The sequence below is a fragment of the Lacticaseibacillus jixiensis genome (assembly GCF_042847315.1).
In the GTDB taxonomy this organism is placed as follows: domain Bacteria; phylum Bacillota; class Bacilli; order Lactobacillales; family Lactobacillaceae; genus Lacticaseibacillus; species Lacticaseibacillus jixiensis.
The window spans coordinates 73,025-93,394 of record NZ_BAAFPR010000001.1; the positions used below are offsets into that span (position 1 = coordinate 73,025).

Consider the following 20,370-nt stretch of genomic DNA (forward strand, 5'->3'; position numbering starts at 1 on the left):
ATGCGCCGTTGGCTTTGGCACAAATTAGAAAATCGCGATACTGTAGCTGTGATCAAAGACGGCCCCAGGCTGCAAGGTGTTCATGCCTAACTTATGGGTCAATTCACCATCAGCATCCACCGGGTCGGCGATCCCCCACCAAGGTTCGATGCAAACAAAATTCCCGGTGGTGGGATACGGGCTCCATACGCCTAAGAACGGCGCGTCTGGAATTGTCACTTCTACCCCGTGGCGCGTTTTCTCAGAGCGGATCGAGAAGATCGTTTGGCCTTTAAGCGCATAGATGACCGCATCGTTTCGAAACAAGTCATGCGTCAGCGCCTGATTGACATCAGTGGCTGCCAAGGTGCGGTTGGCATAATCAATGCCTTGGCCTGCGATCAGCGGGATCTGCACTCGCGACTTGCGCGGCTTGAATTCCAAATAATAATCTTCGAACTTGGTGTCTGCAGACAACGGCACCACAAAACCAGGATGCCCGCCAATGCCAAAAATCAAATCGGCATCAGCACTAGGGTTAGTCACCACGTAATTGACGTTTAAGGCATTATTATCCAAGGTGAAGATCAGCCGTAAATTGAAGGCAAAAGGATATTGCTGGCGGGTTTGCGCGTCGTCTTTCAATTCAAACACAACGCGATTGGCACTTGATTCCACCACGGTAAAATCGCGATCTCGCGCAAAACCATGCTGCGTCATGTGATAGCTTTGACCTTGATAGGTGTAAGTGTCATCTTTCAACGCGCCCACAATGGGAAACAGCACTGGGGCGTGACGCTTCCAAACTTGAGGATCCGCTTGCCAAGTGTATTCTTGATTGGTGTGGTTGTTGATGATGCTTTGGACTTCTGCCCCGTGCTCACTGATGGTGACCGTGAGAAAATCATTCTTCAGAATTTGTGCCATAATCGGACTTCCTTTACAGTTTTCTACCCTGATTGCTTACAAGATGAAGCGAGTCATGTCTTTGTCAGCTGCGATATTGCCGATCTTGTTGTCGACATATTGCTCAGTGACGGTGATATCGCCCATTTGCATATCTGGGCCTTCATATAAAACATCTTCCAGCAGCTTCTCCAGAATCGTCGCCAGCCGCCGCGCGCCGATGTTGTCGGTGTCGCGATTGACGCGGATGGCGATTGCCGCGATTTTTTCGATAGCTTCTTTGGTGAAGGTCACATGCACGCCGTCGGTGCCGATCAGCGCAATGTATTGCTTAACCAGCGCATTATCCGGTTCCGTCAAGATCCTAACGAAATCTTCTTGGGTCAAATCATTCAATTCCACGCGAATCGGAAAGCGTCCTTGCAGCTCTGGAATCAAGTCGCTGGGCTTGGCTGTGGCAAAGGCGCCTGAGCCGATAAACAGCACGTGATCGGTGCTTAATGGACCGTATTTGGTGTTGACCTGCGAGCCTTCGACAATCGGCAAGATATCGCGCTGCACGCCTTCTCTGGAAACTTCCCCGGAAGTCTTCTTGTCTCCGGCGGCGATTTTATCGATTTCGTCGATGAAAATAATGCCGTTGTTTTCAGCCGACTGGATCGCGTCATGATAAATATCGGCATGATTAACCAATTTATCAGATTCTTCACGGATGAAGATCTCGCGGGCTTCTTTAACAGTCATGGTGCGCTGGACTTTCTTTTGCGGCATCATGTTGCCTAGCATATCGCCTAGATCAATGCCCATTTGGCCATACATATCGTTCATGCCGCTTTGTTTCTTGGCATCGGCAACAGTCACCGTGAGTTCTTGATCTTCTAAGAGCCCTTTTTCCAGTTGTTCGGCGACACTTAAGCGCTGGTTGCGCACTTCGTCAGTCACTTCGCCTTCATCTTGGGCTGGCGTTGGCACATTGCCGTTTTGCAAACCTTGCAGCATGCTCATCATGTCAGCCATCGGGTTAGTGTTCTTCTTTTCTTTCTTAATGGCTGGCACCAAGAGCTTGACTAAGCGCTTGTCGGCTTGGCGGCGGGCGCGATCACGCACTTGGGCGAATTGGCGTTCTTCTTCCATAGCTACAGCCACATCAGCCAAGTCGCGCACCATCGATTCCACATCGCGGCCGACATAGCCGACTTCGGTGAACTTGGTGGCTTCAACTTTGACGAATGGGGCGTTGACGACTTTCGCCAAACGCCGGGCAATTTCAGTTTTCCCGACCCCGGTAGGCCCGATCATCAATAAGTTCTTAGGGGTGATTTCGCGCTGCATGTCGTCTGACAATTGCATGCGGCGATAGCGGTTATATAACGCCACGGCCACGGCGCGCTTGGCGTCATCTTGACCGATGACATACGCGTCGAGTTCGGCGACGATTTCTTTAGGTGTTTTGACCATAATGTCTCCTTGTTTCTGCTCAGTCGAAGCTTTCGGTAATGATGTTGTGGTTGGTGAAAATGTCGATGGAAGCGGCGATATCAATCGCGGCATGGGCGATATCAACCGCCGCCATGTCGGTGTGTTGGATCATCGCCATCGCGGCAGCTTGCGCGTAGTTGCCGCCAGAGCCAATGGCCACCACATCGTCATCAGGATCGATCACTTCCCCAGAGCCTGAAACCAGCAGCAAGTCGTGTTCATCCATCACGATCATCATCGCTTCAAGTTTCTGCAGCGTCGGGTCTTTGCGCCAGTCTTGGGCCAAAGCGACTGCGGCGCGCCGCAAATTGCCGGCATGGGCTTCGAGTTTCTTTTCAAACCAGTCTTGTAAGGTGAAGGCGTCAGCGACGCCGCCAGCAAAGCCGATCACGACTTTGTTGTTAAAAATGCGCCGCACTTTTTGCGCATTGCCTTTCATGATCACTTTCTCGCCTAGGGTGACTTGGCCATCCCCGGCGATGGCAGTTTTGCCGTTTTTACGTACTGCTGCGATTGTTGTCATTGTGTGCTCCTTTATTCGGTTAATGGTACCAGTCTAACGTGACAAGCTGTCATATGCATCAGACTTGAGGCTTAATTGTGTTTAGGGAAGTACTTCATGTAATCGGACTTTAAGTGTTCAGTGGTCATATGCGTATAGATCTGAGTCGTTGACAGACTTTCATGGCCCAACAACAGCTGCACCGAGCGCAAATCGGCGCCGTGATCCAGCAAATGAGTGGCAAAAGAATGCCGCAGCATATGGGGATGGATGCCAGACGTCAGGCTGGTTTTTTGAATCAATTGATCCAAGATGTATTCGATACCGCGCGACGTTAAGGGCTTGCCATGTTGGTTGACAAACAAGCGGTCATGGACTTGATCAAGCTTGGCCATTAACGTCTGCCGCCCGTCAGCTAAGTAAATATGCAGCGCTTCTTGGCACTTGCTGCCAAAAGGCACGTAGCGGTCTTTGTTGCCTTTGCCATGCACCAACAACAATTCCAAATCAAAGTCGATTTGATTAAGCGTCAAGTTCGCACATTCACTCACTCGAATGCCCGTGCCATACAACACCTCAAGCAGCGCCCGATTGCGCTGATCCAACGGCGTCTTGCCGTCAACGGTGGCAAACAGCGCCGTGATTTCCGGTTCGTAGAAGAAATCCGGTAAATGATGGTGGCTCTTGCGCGTTTCGACTAATTCGAAGGGATTGGTTTTGGCCAAGTTCATGCGGATCAAGTAGCGATAGAAGCTGCGCAGCGATGACAACTTGCGTGAAACCGTGCTGCGCGCCAAGTGTCGCTCGCTAAGCGCCGTCAAATATGTGGCCACATCCAGCTGGTCAACTGAAGCGAAATTCTCAAAGCCGCCGTTGGCCGATAGAAACTGCACAAAGTCGTTAATATCTTCTTGATACGCCTTCTTGGTTTCGCCGGAATAATGCCGCTCCACCAGAAGGTATTGGAGAAATTGATCAATGACCTGCATGCGCTTACCTCCCGAAAATACCTTAACACATTTTCACAAGAACACCAAGAAACGCCTACTGATCTCAATAAAACCCTGCATAACCGCCATCGCGGCTGTGCAGGGTTAAAGTTGCGGCTTAAACTTGGGCCATAAACGCATCCAGCGTGGTCAACGCGCGCTGGGCGATTGCCGTATTGCGTTCCAGCTTGTTCTTGATGCGGCCAGGCAGCCCTGGCATGATGCCGAAGTTGGCATTCATCGGCTGGAAATGCTGCGGACTGGCATGGGTGATGTATTCAGCCATGGCGCCGATTTGGGTTTGCTTAGGAAACGTCAATAAGTCCTGACCTTGGGCCATGCGCGCAGCATTGATGCCAGCGACTAAGCCGCTGGCGGCTGATTCAACATAGCCTTCCACCCCAGTCATTTGCCCGGCAAAAAACGATTGGGGGCGCTTTTGGCTTTCGTAAGTTGGCAGCAAGACTTGCGGTGAGTTCATGTAAGTATTGCGATGCATCACGCCGTAGCGCACGATGTCTAAATGCTCAAGCCCTGGGATCAAGCTGAAGACGCGCTTTTGCTCACCCCACTTCAAATGCGTTTGAAAGCCGACAATGTTATACAACGATGCTGCCGCATTGTCTTGGCGCAATTGCACCACCGCATAAGGATCGCGCCCGGTGCGCGGATCTGCCAAGCCCACCGGCTTCAGCGGTCCAAACAGCATGGTTTGCACGCCGCGTTGGGCCATGACTTCAATGGGCATGCAGCCTTCAAACACGGTTAAATCTTCAAAGCCGTGGCCTTTTGCGACTTCGGCGTTGACGAGCGCTTGCCAGAACGTCATAAACTCATCTTTGGTCATGGGACAGTTGAGATAAGCGGCGTCGCCTTTGTCATAACGCGACTTTTTGTAAACAATGTCCATGTCGATCGAATTGGCATCAATGATCGGTGCAGCCGCATCAAAGAAATGTAAGCCTTCTGTGCCGTTAAGCGCTGCGATTTGTTCAGCCAGCGCATCGGCAGTCAGCGGCCCGGTGGCCACCACGGTGATACCTGCAGGGATCTGATTGAGTTCTTCATTGATCACGGTGATGTTTGGATGTTGACGCAATTTTTGCGTCACCGTTTGCGAGAAAGTTTCCCGATCCACCGCCAAAGCACCGCCTGCCGGTACCGCCGTGGCATCTGCAGCGGTCATGATCACTGAGTTTAAGTGGCGCATTTCTTCTTTCAACAAGCCCACGGCATTGGAGATTTGATTGGCGCGCAGCGAATTGGTGCATACCAACTCAGCAAAGTCCGCGGTATGATGCGCCGGGGTGGTGGCCACCGGCCGCATTTCATATAAGTTCACCGCCACGCCGGCTTGGGCGATTTGCCAGGCGGCTTCACTGCCGGCTAATCCGGCGCCGATCACATTAACTACAGGCATATGAGGACCTCCGTTGCGCATTAAGCGCTTTCTTTATCTGGCTAAAATCAGGGGCACGCCGCACGACGGTCCCTGATTAGAAACATTATTTCTGCATGGCTTCTGAATAGTCGCCATTCGGGCATTGCACCTGGGTGCCGGCTTTGGACTTCTTTTCGATCAAGAAGTGCCCGCACTTTGGACAATCACGGCCGACTGGCTTGTCCCATGAAACAAAATCACAAGCTGGATAGCGATCACAGCCATAAAAGACCCGGTTTTTCTTGGATTTGCGCTCCACGATTTGGCCTTTGTGACACTTCGGACAAACCACGCCGATTTCTTTAACGATTGCCTTGGTGTTGCGGCAATCTGGAAAACGCGAGCAAGCATAGAACTTGCCATAACGGCCTAATTTAACGACCATTGGCGCGCCGCAAATGTCACAGTTGAAGCCGGCTGGTTCGTCTTTGATCTGGATCTTCTGAATGCCTTCTTCAGCGTGTTCAAGTTCCTTCTTGAAGGGATGATAGAAGTCATCAATGACCTTGGTCCATTGCATCTTGCCTGCTTCAATACTATCAAGTTCTTCTTCAACAGATGCAGTGAACTTGATGTTGACGATATCTGGGAAGAATTCGGTGATCAAGTTGTCGACGATTTCGCCGAGTTCTGTCGGCTCAAAGCGCCGCGCGTTAAGCTTAACGTAATAACGCTTTTGAATGGTTTCAATGGTTGGCGCATATGTCGACGGCCGACCGACCCCGTTTTCTTCCAAGGCTTTGACTAAGTTCGCTTCAGAATAGCGTGCCGGCGGTTGGGTGAAATGCTGCGCCGGATCGGTTTTGACCAAAGTCAGCGCATCGCCGACTGCCAAATCAGGCAAAAGGTTGTCTTTTTCATCTTGTTCACGGCTGGAAACATACAGCGTGGTGAAGCCGGGGAATTTGGTTTGGCTGCCGTTAGCGCGGAAAGTGGCCCCGTTTTGTTCGATGGTCACCGCCACAGTGTCCATCACAGCCGGCGTCATTTCGCTGGCCACAAAGCGGCTCCAAATCAAGCGGTACAGCTTCATTTGGTCTTTGTCTAAGACGCTGGCTAAACTTTCCGGCGTGCGCAAGGTGCTGGTGGGCCGGATCGCTTCATGGGCGTCTTGGGCGCCTTCTTGCAACTTGCCTTGACGGATCTTCACCGCCGCGTAGGCTTCGCCATATTGGTCATGAATAAACTGCGAGGTTTCAGTTTTGGCCACATTAGACACACGCGTTGAATCAGTCCGCATATAAGTGATCAAGCCCACTGTACCAAGCTTGCCGCCTAAGTTGATCCCTTCATACAGCTGCTGGGCCAACATCATGGTTTTGCGGGTGCGGAAGTTCAACTTACGGTTGGCTTCTTGTTGCAGCGAACTGGTGGTAAATGGCGGTGCAGGATAGCGCTTGCGTTCTTTCTTGACGACTTTGGTGACATCAAAAGGCGCTTTGCGATCGATTTGCTTAAGTACCGCTTGGACAGCGTCGTTGTCTTTCAGCGCCATTTTCTTATTGTTAAGGCCATAGAAGCTGGCACCAAATTTGGCGCTGCGGCCTTTCTTGAACTCAGCGTCTAATGTCCAATATTCTTCAGGAACAAATTCACGAATGGCCTTTTCCCGGTCGATGATCAGCTTTAACGCCACCGACTGCACGCGGCCGGCAGACAGGCCTTTCTTGACCTTCTTCCACAACAGCGGCGAAATCGAATAGCCCACGACCCGATCCAACACCCGGCGGGCTTGTTGGGCATCAACTAAATTCATATCGATGCTGCGCGGGGTTTTGAAGGCATTCTTAACGGCATCTTTGGTGATTTCGTTGAACACCACACGATTCTTGCCTTTGGGATCAAGGTCCAAGATGTGGCTGACATGCCACGCAATGGCTTCCCCTTCACGATCCGGATCGGCTGCCAGGTAGATATGCTCGGCTTTCTTGGCGTTCTTCTTTAAGTCCTTGATGACATCGCCTTTGCCGCGGATGGAAATATACTTAGGTTCGTAATTATTGTCAAAATCGATACCCATTTGACTTTTCGGGAGGTCACGGATATGGCCAAGGCTGGCAACGACTTTGTAGTTGCGGCCCAGGTATTTCTCGATGGTTTTAGCTTTTGCTGGCGATTCCACGATAACCAAATTCTTGGCGGTCATGTTCGCCCTCCTTTCACTGAGCGGAATGCTCGAAAACACAAGCTATCATATTCTATGCCGCAAAGCTTTGTCAAATCAAAAATCTCCAAGCCCCGCCAAGCGCATTTGCTTAACCCGCCGCCTGCCTGCTTCAAGCGCTTGGCAAAAGTCCCTAAAGTCGGCACACTTACCAGTAATAATTAATTTCTTCCATTATATCTGCCCCGCTTGCGATCAACTTGGCCCCAGCTTGCAACAAGGCGTTGCTGCCAGCGGCTAATGGCGCGGTAATGGGCCCAGGCAAGGCAAAGACTTCGCGGTTGTTTTGTAAAGCCAAGTTGGCCGTGATCAAGCTGCCAGAATGCATCGCCGCTTCAGTCACCAACAAACCATGACACAACCCGGCAATGATGCGGTTGCGCTCAACAAAATGCCGCCGCGTCGGCGCAACCCCTGGCGGATATTCACTTAACACCAAACCGTGTTGGCTGATCCATTGTTGCAAGTCATCATGGGCCGGCGGATACACCTGATCTAATCCGGTAGCAATCACAGCAATCGTGGGAAAGTGATGGCTGATCGCAAAGCGGTGCGCCATGCTGTCGGCACCACTGGCCAGTCCAGATACCACCGTGATTTGCGCAAGTGCTGCGCCTAATTGCGTCAGCGCTTGGCTGGTATAAGCCGTGGCTTGCCTGGCCCCAACTACGGCAAGATTCAACGTGTGCAACAGCGTCAAGTCGCCTTGATAAAATAACACCGCAGGCGGTGCATAAGCTTCGGCCAAGCGCTTAGGATAGTCCGCATCCAAGCGCGTGATGAAAGGCGTCTTACCCCAAGCCGCCCGGGCTTGGGCCAAATGGGTCTCATCTTGCAAGCTGGCTTGCATGGCATCAGGCAGCAGCTGGGGCTTTAGTTGAGCATCAGGCGCTTGATGCTGTAAGATGCGCCAAGCAGCCGCGCGGGTGTTGGCGCTTGAATCATAATGTCTGACTTGCCAATAAAATAAAAAATCACGTATCAACATCATCCGACCCTCCTTGTGAGTATGCCTTCATGATAGTCATACGCGATTATTGAGGTTAATTCATGGCGGCTTCCCGCACCGGCGCAAAACTCATGCGATGGATCGGCGTGACCCCAAATTCGGCCAAACCCGCCAAGTGCTTTGGCGTGCCGTAACCCATGTTGTCTGCAAAGTCGTAGCCGGGATAAATCTGATCATACATGGTCATCAACCCGTCTCGCACCACCTTGGCCACGATGCTGGCTGCGGCAATGTTGATGCTGTTGGCATCGCCTTTGATCAACTTGCGCTGCGGCACAGCACTTGGGATCGTCATGGCATCAACCAACAAGAAGTCTGGCTGCACCCGTAAACTCGCCACCGCTCGCCCCATGGCCAATTCGGTAGCGTGGTAAATATTTTCTTGATCAATTTCGTTGTTGTCAGCGACGCCTAAGCTCACTGCCACCGCTTGTTCAATGATTTGCGGAAACAACGCTTCTCGCTGATGTTTGCTCAACTGCTTGGAGTCGTTGACATCCAAGGTGCACCCTTGCGGCAAGATCACCGCCGCTGTCACCACCGGCCCGGCCAATGGCCCGCGGCCAACTTCATCGATACCTGCAATGTGCAAGTATCGCGGCCACAGTTCACGCTCAAAGCGCGTGCGGTAATTTAAAGCTAAGGCTTCTGCTTCCAAGCGGGCTTGGCGCCGTTCATAGCTGGCCAACAAGCGCTTGGCGCCAACGCGCGGATCTGCAGCCAATTGCTCCAACAGCGCTTGATCAACTGGACTTGCAGTTAATGCTTGTTTTAATTCATTCAGTGACGCCATTTTGTGCCTCGTTTGGTGACTCTAAGGTATAACGGCCCATTTTGCCTTGCCGCGCATCGAAAATGATCCGCTCGGCCATGCGGTTGTAATCATCACCAAAGCCGTTTTTGGAAGTGAGATGCACCATCAAATCAGCATCAGACAACGCCAAATCGGCTGCGTTGAGCCCGTATGCCCGCCGAAACGCCTCGGTGTAATGGCTGCGGAAGAAGTGCAAACCAAACATCCCCACGATATCTTCTTGATAAACGGAATCGGCGATCGCACCAGTCAGCGCCAATTTCTTGCCGATTGTTTCATCTTCAAACTTCGGCCACAAGATCCCAGGGGTATCTAAGACTTGGAACGTTTCGTCAGCTTTGAGCCATTGCTGGTTCTTGGTGACCCCAGGCCGATTGCCGGTAACAGCGACGTTCTTTTTGATCAAGCGGTTTAAGATCGTGGATTTGCCGACGTTGGGGATGCCGATACACATGGCACGAATCGCCGGATTCCTGATGCCGCGCGCCTTTTGCTTGGCGATTTTGGCGGCCATTAATTCTTTGGCGAGCGCCGGGATCTGATTGAGCCGCTTGGCGTGTTGGGCATCGATGGCCAAAGCCGCAAACCCTTGGCCTTGGTAATAAGCGACCCATTGCTTGGTCAATTCCGGATCGGCGAGATCTTGTTTGTTTAACACCATGATGCGCGGCTTGTTCTTGACGATTTCGTTCATCATCGGATTGCGGCTGGCTTCAGGGGTCCGCGCGTCGGTAACTTCGATGACGACATCGACGAGTTTAAGTTTTTCTTGTACTTGGTTGCGGGCTTTGGCCATGTGCCCGGGAAACCAGTTTAAATTTGCCATGATTTAAAAACTCCTTTGATCCCTTTGCTAAAAGTGCTTAGGGATTATTGATCGCGCTGCCGCCACGCAGTTTCATTGACGCATGGCAACCGCACAAGCGGCGCAAAAATTTGCGCCGCACGCTGTTTACACTAGTGATGATTATAACGTACCAAGCCGCAGGATGCCATCACCCCCAGCTGTGCGGCCATTTTCACCTTTCTTTACATCAATGCCTTGGCGTGGCACACTGATTGCAGCAATACTTACCATGATTCAGCAAGCAACCATGCACACTGGAGGAAGATTCTGTTGAAAACAACGTTACTATTAGTCGAAGATGAAGCAGGTTTGGCGGATTCATTAACCACCGAATTCGAATTGGAAGACTTCAAGGTGCTTTGTGCCAAAGACGGCCTGGAAGCCTTGCAGATGTTTCACGAAAACGAACCGGTATTGGATCTGATCATTCTCGACTGGATGTTGCCACGCCTAGATGGCTTCAGCGTCTTGCGTAAGATCCGCAAAACCAGTCAGATCCCGATCATCATGCTCACCGCCCGCGATTACATTGGTGACAAAGTGGCTGGGTTGACTGGCGGGGCGGATGATTACGTGACCAAGCCTTTTGAAATGGAAGAGCTTCTGGCCCGTATCGAAGTCGCCTTGCGCCATAGCCAACCGGCTGCCAGTACTGCAACCACTTATACTGCCGCAGACTTGATGGTCAACACCGATACCAAGCGCGTCACGCGCGGCGGTGAGATCATTCCTTTGACCCAACGCGAGTATGAACTGTTGGTGGCGTTGATCGCCAATCAGAATCAGCCTTGTTCCAGAGAAGAATTACTGGATGAAGTGTGGGGCGTGGACTTTGACGGGCAACCCAATATTTTGGATGTTTATGTGCGCAATTTACGCAGCAAACTTGATGCCGATCGCCCTGGCGGCAAATTGATCCACACGGTGCGCGGCGTTGGCTACATGCTGTCACAACACGTTCAAGCGGAGTAAGCCATGGTTAAACACAAGCAATCCAGCGCAGCCATTATGTTGCGCAGCTTGATCATGATGATCATCGTCGTGACAGTGTCATTAGGACTTCTGATCGTGTTTGCCGTGGGTCATCAGCTGTTGGAAGAAGTCAGCATCACCACCGACCATATTACCTCCAGCCTCAAGAACGCGGTTATCGACGGCAACGACGACTGGGAAGACTGGCGGCGCAACAGCACGCTGGACACCAGTGCCAGCTACGTGATGGTCCACAACAAACGTCAAGACGCCAAGATCAAGCGCTACTTATCCCCGCATACCAAGAACATTCTTCAAGTCGCCCCGATTAAGATCCCGCTGCTTAAACACGTCTATTATCGACCAAAAATCGGCTTTTTGTACCACCGGCTTGTCCATTCCAGAGGGATCTATTACACGCTTTGGCAAAGTATGAATCCCCAATTGGCAGTGTTAGGGCGGGTGATGGAAGTCACTGGGTTGTTATTGTTGATGACATTGGTCCTGGCCCCATTATATATTCAGCGTTTGGTCAAGCGATTGACCGATCCTTTGACCGATTTATCACACACCACGCAAATGATCGCCTCTGCCAAAGAACCTGACGCCATGCAGTTGCCGGTGCCCAGCCAGCCCAGCGAAGTGAGCGAACTGGCTCAGCACTTCAATGAATTGTTAGGCATGCTTTCAGATCGCCAAGAACAACAGAAACTCTTTGTCATGAATGCGGCACATGAACTGCGCACCCCGATTGCCACCATCCGCAGTCATTCGCAATTGATCGAACGCCACGGTCAAGCGCATCCGGAAATCATTGCCAAATCGGTGCGCTATATCACCGAAGAATCCCGTCAAATGCAGCAATTGATCGATGAGCTGCTGCAATTGTCCCGCGCTGATCGACTGGCGCTGGATCTGGAAGAATTGGATCTTTCAACCAGTTTGGCTCACATCATCCAGAAGCTCGACGAGACATTTTCACAAACCGTCATCACCAAGTTCACGCCTGGGCTCAAAGCCTTGAGTAATCAAAGCGCCTTGGAACAAATCGTGTTGAACCTGCTGACCAACGCCGCCAAATATTCCCCTGCCACTAGTCAAATCACCGTCAGCTTAGCGCTAAACGAGCAAGGGGCCCCGGTGATCGCCGTGAGCGACCAAGGCGCCGGCATCCGGCAAGAAGATAAAGCGCATATTTTCGAGCGCTTCTACCGCGGCGCAGATGTGCGCGGCAGCGTGCCTGGGACTGGGCTTGGCTTGGCGATCGCTGCGCAATTGGCCAAGCTGACCAACAGCCAGTTAACCGTGGCTGACCAGCAACCGCAAGGCACGGTATTCTCATTGATTCTGCCGCCACAATAACTATCGATAAACTGAGCTCGCCGCATCTGACGCGAGGCTCAGTTATTTTTTTGCGTTAAAAATTTTTTTGTGAGCAAAAGTCAGCGTCATCTGAATATTTTTCAGAAAAGAACCCCAGTATAGCGCGGTGCAGCTTTCACTATCTGAAGAATCTTGAGTTTTGGCTTAGTTTTCATAAGTGGGCGCCTCACGGGTTGGCGCTTATGCTTAAGCCATCATCAACTCAAAGGAGGATCTGGTATGTTTGTACTCATGCTCACGACTTTGATCCCTGATCTCAGTCAGCTCTTGCCACAATGGCTCAACCAATTCGGCAACCTGATTTATATCGGCTTATTTGCCTTGATCTTCATCGAAACCGGCATCGTGATCTTGCCTTTCTTGCCTGGCGACTCGCTGCTGTTTTTATGCGGGTCATTGGCTGCGTTAAACCATCTGAATATCTGGCTGCTGCTGGTGATATTAAGCAGTGCTGCGATTCTAGGCGACGCTTTGAACTTTGAAATCGGCAAACACTTTGGGAGTTATCTGACGCGCAATCAGAAATGGCGCCGGCTGATCCGGCGGCAATACCTCACCCGTGCGCAACGCTTCTTTGCCAAATATGGGAAAGCCGCAATTTTCTTAGGCCGCTTTATGCCGATCATTCGCACCTTCGTCCCGTTTACCGCCGGCTTTAGCCGCATGCGGTATCAAGCTTTCGTGCCTTACAACGTGCTTGGTGGCTTGACTTGGGTCTTGGCGGCTTTAGGCTGCGGTTATTGTTTTGGCAACATCGCTTTAGTCAAAGCACATTTTTCTTTGATCATGTTTGCAATTGTTGCTATTTCACTCTTGCCAGCGGCAGTGGCTGTCCTAAGAAAACGCGGAGGCGTCCCTGATGAAGACTAAGATCCAACAAAGCTTAGGGCTGGGACTGTTGGTCATGTTTTTGGCTTTGGCCTTAAGCGTCCACACCCAAGCGCCTTGGCTGCATACTTTCGATGCTGCGTTTAGCCGCTTGGCCAGCAAAGCCGTCACCGCACCAAACACGGTGCTCTTTAAAGTGATTGGCACTTTGGCCAGCCCGGCGCTGGTGTTGGGACTCACGGCGCTGTTGTGCGGCTGGTTGTGGCATCGGCGTGACTTGTGTTTGGCCGTGTGGATCGGCGGCGTGCAATTAATCGGCTCAACGCTTGCAGAAGGTTTCAAACAACTCGTGGCCCGCTTGCGTCCGCTGCATCAGCTGGTGGCTGACTCAGGCTACAGCTTTCCCAGCGGCCATACATTTTGCACAGTGTTGTTGGTGGCGAGCCTGTTGATGTTGGGCTTGCCGCTGCTTGACAATCAAGAGCTGCAACTTGTCGCCGTGTTGTTAGGCATCGTTTGGACCAGCTTAGTGGCCATTTCGCGCGTGTATTTGCGCGATCACTACGCCAGTGACGTTTTAGGCAGTGTGCTGTTAGCGCTCGGCTATTGGTTGGTGATCACCCCTTATGCCACCGCAGTGCAAACTGGCTTGCGCCGGATGATTCCAGAAAGGATCCAAAGCTTATGAATACTCAGAAATTAACGATCGTAGTCCCTGCCTACAATGAAGAGCAGGTGTTGACCTCATCGATCCACAAACTCTTGGCCATTGAAGACCAAATTGCGCAAACCAACGACTTTCTGCCGCGAGCTGATCTCTTGATCGTTGACGACGGTTCTACGGACCATACCTGGGCTTTGATCGAGAAACTCCACCAAGCTAATTCTCGGGTCCATGGCTTGCGCTTCTCGCGGAATTTCGGGCACCAATTTGCCTTGATCGCCGGCATGCAAGAAGCGGTGAAAACCGCAGATATGATCGTGACCATTGATGCCGATTTGCAAGATGACCCCACCAAGATCGCTGAAATGGTGACCAAATATGCCAACGGCGCCGATATTGTTTACGGCGTGCGCAACAACCGCGATACTGACAGTTGGTTCAAGCGCACCACCGCTAACAGCTTCTATAAATTGTTAGGCCTGCTAGGCGTGCAGCTGATCCCCAACCACGCCGACTTTCGCTTGCTGTCAAAGCGCGCTGTGACGACGTTGTTGACGTATTCTGAACGCAATATTTTCCTGCGCGGCTTGATCCCGAAACTCGGCTTTCACACCGATGCGGTGTACTACAAGCGCACGCCGCGCTTGGCTGGCGAGTCCAAGTACCCGCTGAAGAAAATGCTGGCATTTGCTTGGGATGGGATCACCAGCTTGACCATCGCGCCGGTGCGCTTGATCTTACTGCTTGGAACTGTCGCGTGCTTGCTGGCTTTGGGGATGGTTGGCTATGCCGTGATCATGAAACTGTTAGGGTTAACGGTACATGGCTGGTCTTCTTTGATGGTGTCATTATGGTTTATCGGCGGTGTGCAAATGATCAGCTTAGGCGTGCTTGGTGAATATATCGGCAAGCTGACCACCGAAGCCAAACACCGGCCGCGCTATACCATTCAAACGATCTTAGAATAGGTGGTGCTTATGCTGCATAAAGCGATGCCGTCCGGCTTGGCGGTGCTGTTGGTGGTGTGTTTAGCCATCGGCATGTTAGGCAATTTGCCGCAAGCTTCCAGTGCTTTGGTGGTTATGTTCGGCACTTGACTGGCGCTGTTGGGATGTCGTTTGTTGGCCCCGCGCATCGAAGCCTTGCCGATTAAGACGCTAGGCTTTGGAATCGTCATCGGCTGCTTGGTGATGGTGATCATTCAGCTGCTCATTGTCACCATGATGCCAGTCAGTGTGTATCATGATCCGTATCGCGTCTTGGCCCAAGCCGACTTGATGGCTGCCGGCCACTACACTTGGAATACCACGTATTTCTGGCGCTACGTCAACAATGTGCCGCTGGCGTATTTCTTGTCGTTGTGGCTGCGGCTCACCCAATTGGTGGGCTTATCCACCAACGCTGCGGTGAATTTGTTAAACATGGCGCTGCTGGATGGCTTCATCGGCTTATTGTTAACTACCGTTTGGCAATTTGCCAAACGCAAAAGCTTATTGGTCGGCGTGTTTGTCTTTTGCGCTGGCACGCCTTTTGCCTACACGTATTATTTACAGGTGTTTTATTCGGATCTGCCGACGATGCTGATCTTGTTGATCATCATGCGCATATTCTGGCATTGGCCCGCCAAAACGCGGCTCAAGCGCGTCATCAGCGGCGCTGGTTTAGTCTTGGCAGTGCTGCTTGGAGCATTGATCAAGGCCAACTTGATCGTGTTGTTGCCGGCAGTGCTGATCATCGGCTTAATGCTGGCAGGCAAGCACATGCTTAAACCGCTGAAATTAACGCTGCCGATCCTGCTGGTATGCACGGGTTTTGCCTTGAGTCTGCCGGCAGCCAAGGAGATCAATCAGCTCAGCCGCTACACGCCAAATGACGCGTATGCCTTTCCGATCACCAACTGGATGCTGGTTGGGTTCAATTCTCAAACCCACGGCAAATACGCACCGCAAGATGTGCAACACGCCATTGCCTTACCCAACAAAGCCGCCCGTCAGCAATACGATCGCAAGTTGATCCGCGCGCGGATCAAACACCTCGGCTTCTTTGGCCTCATCAAGCTGTGGGTGAATAAACTCATTGTGCTGTTGAATGTGCAAGGCATTCAGAATTGGTATAACGGCGGCTTCCGCGCGGCGCCTGGCTGGTATCAAGCGCATGTCGCAACTTGGCAAGCCCTGACCAAGATCAGCTACACCATTGCCACTTGGACATTATGGGTGATGCTGGGCATGCGCTTGTTGATCTGGCGGCCAAATTGGCGCCAGCCTCAAGCCGTTTCAGCCTTGTTGGCGATTTTGCTGGCTTTAGGCTACTTGGCTTTTCATACCTTGTTATGGGAAGCTGAAGCCCGCTATGGGCAAGTGCTGTTGCCGCTGGTGTGGTTGGTTGTGGCTACCTTGCCCGCGCCAGCCAAGCGCGTTGCCGTTGTCAGAAGGACTAAACTGCTGCCGCTTGCAGCATTGGCCGGGTTATGGGCGTTTATCGCCTTGCCTGCGATGCGCCCTAAGCTGGTCAATCACGTGGTGGCTGCTCAGCGCAGTCAACTATCGACGCAATACCACGCAAAACCGACTGCGATCACCGCGCACACGGTATTGCAACAAAACGTGACGCTAAATGACCGAGCGAATTATTTTTCGGTGCAGATCCACGCCCATGCCCATGTCCAAGTCAGCTTGCTTAACCGCAACAACCATCATCAATACCACTTGGTTCAAGCCGGTGCAGTATATAAATTACACCATGATCTAACAGCTGGCAGCTATCAGATCATCGTGGTCAATACTTCACCAACTTATCAACCAGTGGATGTGGTGGCAACCAGTCACTACCAGCTCAGTGTTTCACCGCTAGTGATCAATGGCCAAATCAAACCCACTGCATCCCTGATTTATACCTGCATCGAATATTCTCAAGGCGGCTGACTCGCGGGTCAGCAAATCACGCCTCAACCGGTTAAATACGCCTGGCGCTGCGGTGTTCAACGAAATTGTCAGCGGCTTGGCGTTGTGCATGCACCCTTGTTGCTGGGGATCCGTTGAAAAATGGTTTCGGCAGACGCAGTTTCACTGAAACTAAATCAAGCGGCGAGACTTCACAAAATTTGTGAAGTCCCGCCGCTTTTGTGGTCAATGCAACAAGGCACCAAGATCGAGTTTCACGACCCGATCGGCATGAAATTCCAAATCGGCCTTGCGATACTTAGCAGACGCCGACTCAAACAGTACATACAAGTCTTCTCCATCGGCGACGATTTGTTCCATATACGGCGGCATGGTGACATTGTTAATGGTGTCATCCCCGTCAAAATCCAGCCAAGTGCGCTGCCCGTCGTTGTCAAACGCCAACAAATGCGAAGGCTTAATGCCATATGATTGAGAAAATAACAGCTGACCATGATAAAACGTCGCCCCTTGCAACCGCTTGGAAGTGCTGTAATGGCCTGGATGGTTATCCCCGCGCAACACAATGTTATGCCCGCCATGGTTAGTCGGCATACCGCGCACAGTCAAAGGCAGCGCCAAGAAATTGCCTTGGGCATTGCGGTCAAAAAAGCCCAGATATAGCGCGTTGTGGTGATAGGTAATAAACGACGCGCGTTTAACACTAGGCATCGGCAGCACGTGGTCAAATGCGGTGGCGTGATGATTTTTGGCAAAGTCTGCTTGCTGCCAGGTGCTGGCATCGTACGCTGAAAGTGAAGCGACTTTGCTGGCAGTTTCAGTGGTGACCCACAGCCGCTTGCTGACAGGATCATATGCCAAGCCGCCGGCATGTGAGCGGCCAGGCAACACCAATTGTTTGACCATGCGGCCAGTGTGTTTATTCAAGAAATACATCACCGAGTGGTATTTCTGATCACGACTGTATGCAGAAATCACCACGTATTGCGGCGTGATGGCCAAGCCTTGCGGATCCATGGTCGAACTGGTGCCAACCTGGCCGCCTTGCAAGGTCAAGGTTTTCGTGTGCAGCAATCCTGGGATCACATAGGTGTCTGGTTTGGCATCGTGATCGATCGCGGTTTTAAGTTGCGGATATTGTTTGGTAAGCTGGTGGTAAAACGTCTTTTGCGAAGTCATCGCCGCTTGCGTATTCGTGCCGTCTAAAACCTGGGTGCGGTGGTATACAAAACCGCCGGCAGCCACCGCGGCGATTCCAAGCACAACCGCAATCGGCCAATAATGCAGATGTTTCATAAAAGTCCTCCTCAAATCACCTTTCATACAATAGCACAAACCAGCCTGAGCCGTCGCCAGCAAGTGCGAGCTAACATTTTTGTAAGCTGGCTTTAAGCGACGCTTGCCTGTGCTAGAATGGCGACATAGAAAGCAGGTGATGGTAATGACCCGACCACACGGGATGGTTTGGAACGTGGGCATGTTTTGGCTGGTGTATTTGATCGCATTTGGCTGGGCGCTGGTGTCTGAGATTCCCATGGCGATCGTTGAAATTCAAGATACCGCCAGTTTGCATACACAAACGCTGATCGGCTTGTTCGGCGAAGGGGTGGCGGTGCTTGTGATGATATTGCTTTACCGCAAGCGGCCTTGGCTGACTGGACTGCGGATCACACGGCATGCACTTAGCCAATATGCAGTGGGCATCGCGACAGGAACTGGCCTATTCGCGTTGATTTGGGCGGTGGTGTGGTTCGGCGGCGACTTGGCAGTGAGCGTCGTGTTTGCGCCAACACAATGGTTGTTGATTGGGTTGTACATCCTCGCTTTTGCGGTGCAATCCCTGCTGGAAGAGTTGTTATGCCGCGGCTATATCATGGGCTTTTGGCTTAAACAGCACCGAGTCGGAGTGGCAGTGCTTGGCAACTCAGCGTTCTTCATGTTTTTACACCTGGGCAATCCGGGTTTTGACTGGCGCGCCGGCATTGGGATCTTCTTGTTTGGTCTGTTGATGTCGCTGTTTCGCCTGCTGTCTGGCGGCATCTGGCTCAGCGCCGGCATGCATATGGCTTGGAATTATGCAGAAGGGATCATATTTGGCACGTCGGTTTCGGGGATGTCAGATATCAGCTTGATCTTGCATTCGACGCCTTTAGGCAACACTTGGCTGGATGGCGGAACGTTCGGCATTGAACGCGGTTTGCCCACCACCTTGGTGCTGCTGGCGGCGATTGCAGTGGTCGGCTGGCTGATCAAATTGCGCAACCGCGCAGACTTTGCCACACTTGAGTGAAACCAAGCGCTTGCCGAATTGACTGCACGCCAAAACGACCCAGTTGTCTGATGTATGCTTGGCATACATCAGACAACTGGGTCGTTTTTCGGCAATTTAAGGTAAACCGTTACTTGTTAGCATCGTGATAATCTTGCATCATCGCGTCGATCACCTGCTGCACTGGTTCAATGGCATGCACCATTGAGATGCCGGTACCAACCGACACATAACCATGTTCAAAATCCCCATCCAGCATACCTAAGCGCATTCCGCTGGTGCCGCCCATTAACTTGCCGTTAGCTTGTTGGGCCTGCGCCTTGGGCAAGGTTTGGTCGTTATCAACCAATTGCGCAACCAGCTTTGTTGGCAAGGAGCGATAGTAAGCTGGCGTCGTGCGAAACAACGTCAGATCTTCGGCAGTCGCATCCATGATCAATTGCTTGACGTTTTGCGCGGCAGGATTTTCCACCGTGGGAATCAGCCGCGAGCCAACATACACCCCTTCGGCACCCAAGGCAAAAGCGGCATTAACCGTACGTGCATCAGCGATCCCGCCGGCCAGCAGGACTGGAAGCTTCACGGCATCTGCGATCATCGGCATGATGGCAAAAGAGCCGATTTCACCACCTGGCATGGTGCCGCCTTCGTCAAAGCCGGTGGCAACATATATGTCGGCGCCTTGTGCTTCAACGGCTTTGGCATCGGCGATCGATGGCTGCAAGGAACGGACGATGGTTTTAATATGGTGCGCTTTAAGGGTTTGCATGGTGGCCGGATCCACGCCATAAGTCGCGCTGGAGACGCCGCCAAGCGAATTCAGCAGCACGACTGGGACATGTTCTTCAATCACAACGTCCAAGATCTTCTTGGTAAAAATCGACGGATCACCGCCCGCTACGATCAAGGTCACTGCAAAAGGCTTGTCCGTCAGCTGCTGGACTTGTTTGACTTGCTGGCGCATGCGCTGAGCGGTTTCATCGGCGCTGGCAGTGACGGTGTGCTGGCCGGCGTTTGGCCCAAGAATGCCTAAGCCGCCAGCATTGCTGACGGCGGCGACGAATTTGGCGTCAGTCAGCCAAGACATGGCCCCTTGGACGAATGGATACTTGATGCCTAAAATTGACGCAACTCGATTCATGATTGATTCCTCACTTTTCATTATCTGCATCCACTATACAAAGCGCCACACCAAGCTTCAACTGGCAAAATCGACTTGTC

General features: G+C 51.9%; 18 protein-coding genes. 7 read left to right on the top strand and 11 right to left on the bottom strand.

The genetic code is table 11. The annotated features are described in order from the left end of the window. Positions 1 to 24 precede the first annotated feature (24 nt). The 9 genes from ACGG90_RS00360 to ylqF all read right to left on the bottom strand — a co-directional run bounded on the left by ACGG90_RS00360 (position 25) and on the right by ylqF (position 10,109). Complete coding sequence (locus ACGG90_RS00360) at positions 25 to 906, bottom strand: aldose 1-epimerase family protein (protein ID WP_390404379.1); 882 nt, start codon at positions 904 to 906, stop codon at positions 25 to 27. A gap of 36 nt (positions 907 to 942) precedes the next feature. Then, positions 943 to 2,343: an ATP-dependent protease ATPase subunit HslU gene (gene hslU, locus ACGG90_RS00365; protein ID WP_390404382.1), complete on the bottom strand. Its 1,401-nt coding sequence runs from the start codon at positions 2,341 to 2,343 to the stop codon at positions 943 to 945. Positions 2,344 to 2,362: 19 nt separating this feature from the next. Next, complete coding sequence (hslV, locus tag ACGG90_RS00370) at positions 2,363 to 2,887, bottom strand: ATP-dependent protease subunit HslV (RefSeq protein ID WP_390404384.1); 525 nt, start codon at positions 2,885 to 2,887, stop codon at positions 2,363 to 2,365. Between the two features lie 71 nt (positions 2,888 to 2,958). Further along, positions 2,959 to 3,855, bottom strand: coding sequence for a tyrosine recombinase XerC (xerC, locus tag ACGG90_RS00375; protein ID WP_390404387.1), 897 nt, complete (start codon positions 3,853 to 3,855; stop codon positions 2,959 to 2,961). 118 nt (positions 3,856 to 3,973) lie between these two features. Continuing rightward, positions 3,974 to 5,275 carry a methylenetetrahydrofolate--tRNA-(uracil(54)-C(5))-methyltransferase (FADH(2)-oxidizing) TrmFO gene (trmFO, locus tag ACGG90_RS00380; protein ID WP_390404391.1) on the bottom strand — a complete coding sequence of 434 codons (1,302 nt, stop codon included), beginning with the start codon at positions 5,273 to 5,275 and terminating at the stop codon, positions 3,974 to 3,976. Positions 5,276 to 5,360: 85 nt separating this feature from the next. Then, positions 5,361 to 7,442, bottom strand: a complete 2,082-nt coding sequence (gene topA, locus ACGG90_RS00385) for a type I DNA topoisomerase (RefSeq protein WP_390404394.1) — start codon at positions 7,440 to 7,442, stop codon at positions 5,361 to 5,363. A gap of 166 nt (positions 7,443 to 7,608) precedes the next feature. After that, complete coding sequence (gene dprA, locus ACGG90_RS00390; RefSeq protein WP_390404396.1) at positions 7,609 to 8,448, bottom strand: DNA-processing protein DprA; 840 nt, start codon at positions 8,446 to 8,448, stop codon at positions 7,609 to 7,611. 55 nt (positions 8,449 to 8,503) lie between these two features. Continuing rightward, positions 8,504 to 9,262, bottom strand: a complete 759-nt coding sequence (locus ACGG90_RS00395; protein ID WP_390404399.1) for a ribonuclease HII — start codon at positions 9,260 to 9,262, stop codon at positions 8,504 to 8,506. Then, positions 9,246 to 10,109, bottom strand: coding sequence for a ribosome biogenesis GTPase YlqF (gene ylqF / locus ACGG90_RS00400; protein ID WP_390404401.1), 864 nt, complete (start codon positions 10,107 to 10,109; stop codon positions 9,246 to 9,248). The genes ACGG90_RS00395 and ylqF overlap by 17 nt, the downstream gene beginning before the upstream one ends. A 291-nt stretch (positions 10,110 to 10,400) precedes the next feature. Here ylqF and ACGG90_RS00405 point away from each other — a divergent pair, with 291 nt between their 5' ends. The 6 genes from ACGG90_RS00405 to ACGG90_RS00430 all read left to right on the top strand — a co-directional run bounded on the left by ACGG90_RS00405 (position 10,401) and on the right by ACGG90_RS00430 (position 16,901). Further along, entirely contained in the window at positions 10,401 to 11,102 is a 702-nt protein-coding gene (locus tag ACGG90_RS00405) for a response regulator transcription factor (protein ID WP_390404403.1), read from the top strand. A 3-nt stretch (positions 11,103 to 11,105) separates the two neighbouring features. Then, positions 11,106 to 12,464 (top strand): sensor histidine kinase, encoded by a 1,359-nt coding sequence (locus ACGG90_RS00410; RefSeq protein WP_390404406.1) that lies wholly within the window; start codon positions 11,106 to 11,108, stop codon positions 12,462 to 12,464. A 240-nt stretch (positions 12,465 to 12,704) separates the two neighbouring features. Further along, complete coding sequence (locus tag ACGG90_RS00415; protein ID WP_390404409.1) at positions 12,705 to 13,355, top strand: VTT domain-containing protein; 651 nt, start codon at positions 12,705 to 12,707, stop codon at positions 13,353 to 13,355. Further along, positions 13,345 to 14,001, top strand: coding sequence for a phosphatase PAP2 family protein (locus ACGG90_RS00420; RefSeq protein ID WP_390404412.1), 657 nt, complete (start codon positions 13,345 to 13,347; stop codon positions 13,999 to 14,001). Before ACGG90_RS00415 ends, ACGG90_RS00420 begins: the two co-directional genes overlap by 11 nt. Next, positions 13,998 to 14,945, top strand: coding sequence for a glycosyltransferase family 2 protein (locus tag ACGG90_RS00425; protein WP_390404414.1), 948 nt, complete (start codon positions 13,998 to 14,000; stop codon positions 14,943 to 14,945). Before ACGG90_RS00420 ends, ACGG90_RS00425 begins: the two co-directional genes overlap by 4 nt. A gap of 153 nt (positions 14,946 to 15,098) precedes the next feature. Continuing rightward, complete coding sequence (locus ACGG90_RS00430) at positions 15,099 to 16,901, top strand: hypothetical protein (RefSeq protein ID WP_390404417.1); 1,803 nt, start codon at positions 15,099 to 15,101, stop codon at positions 16,899 to 16,901. 204 nt (positions 16,902 to 17,105) lie between these two features. On the opposite strand, the gene ACGG90_RS00435 is transcribed toward ACGG90_RS00430, so the two are convergent. Beyond that, positions 17,106 to 18,176 carry a hypothetical protein gene (locus tag ACGG90_RS00435; protein WP_390404420.1) on the bottom strand — a complete coding sequence of 357 codons (1,071 nt, stop codon included), beginning with the start codon at positions 18,174 to 18,176 and terminating at the stop codon, positions 17,106 to 17,108. A gap of 145 nt (positions 18,177 to 18,321) precedes the next feature. Here ACGG90_RS00435 and ACGG90_RS00440 point away from each other — a divergent pair, with 145 nt between their 5' ends. Then, positions 18,322 to 19,170 carry a CPBP family intramembrane glutamic endopeptidase gene (locus ACGG90_RS00440; RefSeq protein WP_390404422.1) on the top strand — a complete coding sequence of 283 codons (849 nt, stop codon included), beginning with the start codon at positions 18,322 to 18,324 and terminating at the stop codon, positions 19,168 to 19,170. A 109-nt stretch (positions 19,171 to 19,279) separates the two neighbouring features. On the opposite strand, the gene ACGG90_RS00445 is transcribed toward ACGG90_RS00440, so the two are convergent. Then, a complete protein-coding gene (locus tag ACGG90_RS00445) occupies positions 19,280 to 20,320 on the bottom strand; it encodes an NAD(P)H-dependent flavin oxidoreductase (protein ID WP_390404425.1) in 1,041 nt (346 codons plus the stop codon). Positions 20,321 to 20,370: the final 50 nt, after the last annotated feature.

Coding starts and splice junctions, on each gene's coding strand:
- xerC (WP_390404387.1), bottom strand. CDS start 3,855: ATGCAGGTCATTGATCAATTTCTCCAATACCTTCTGGTGGAGCGGCAT.
- trmFO (WP_390404391.1), bottom strand. CDS start 5,275: ATGCCTGTAGTTAATGTGATCGGCGCCGGATTAGCCGGCAGTGAAGCC.
- topA (WP_390404394.1), bottom strand. CDS start 7,442: ATGACCGCCAAGAATTTGGTTATCGTGGAATCGCCAGCAAAAGCTAAA.
- ACGG90_RS00360 (WP_390404379.1), bottom strand. CDS start 906: ATGGCACAAATTCTGAAGAATGATTTTCTCACGGTCACCATCAGTGAG.
- ylqF (WP_390404401.1), bottom strand. CDS start 10,109: ATGGCAAATTTAAACTGGTTTCCCGGGCACATGGCCAAAGCCCGCAAC.
- ACGG90_RS00425 (WP_390404414.1), top strand. CDS start 13,998: ATGAATACTCAGAAATTAACGATCGTAGTCCCTGCCTACAATGAAGAG.
- dprA (WP_390404396.1), bottom strand. CDS start 8,448: ATGTTGATACGTGATTTTTTATTTTATTGGCAAGTCAGACATTATGAT.
- ACGG90_RS00420 (WP_390404412.1), top strand. CDS start 13,345: ATGAAGACTAAGATCCAACAAAGCTTAGGGCTGGGACTGTTGGTCATG.
- hslV (WP_390404384.1), bottom strand. CDS start 2,887: ATGACAACAATCGCAGCAGTACGTAAAAACGGCAAAACTGCCATCGCC.
- ACGG90_RS00410 (WP_390404406.1), top strand. CDS start 11,106: ATGGTTAAACACAAGCAATCCAGCGCAGCCATTATGTTGCGCAGCTTG.
- ACGG90_RS00435 (WP_390404420.1), bottom strand. CDS start 18,176: ATGAAACATCTGCATTATTGGCCGATTGCGGTTGTGCTTGGAATCGCC.
- ACGG90_RS00395 (WP_390404399.1), bottom strand. CDS start 9,262: ATGGCGTCACTGAATGAATTAAAACAAGCATTAACTGCAAGTCCAGTT.
- ACGG90_RS00415 (WP_390404409.1), top strand. CDS start 12,705: ATGTTTGTACTCATGCTCACGACTTTGATCCCTGATCTCAGTCAGCTC.
- hslU (WP_390404382.1), bottom strand. CDS start 2,343: ATGGTCAAAACACCTAAAGAAATCGTCGCCGAACTCGACGCGTATGTC.
- ACGG90_RS00445 (WP_390404425.1), bottom strand. CDS start 20,320: ATGCAGATAATGAAAAGTGAGGAATCAATCATGAATCGAGTTGCGTCA.
- ACGG90_RS00440 (WP_390404422.1), top strand. CDS start 18,322: ATGACCCGACCACACGGGATGGTTTGGAACGTGGGCATGTTTTGGCTG.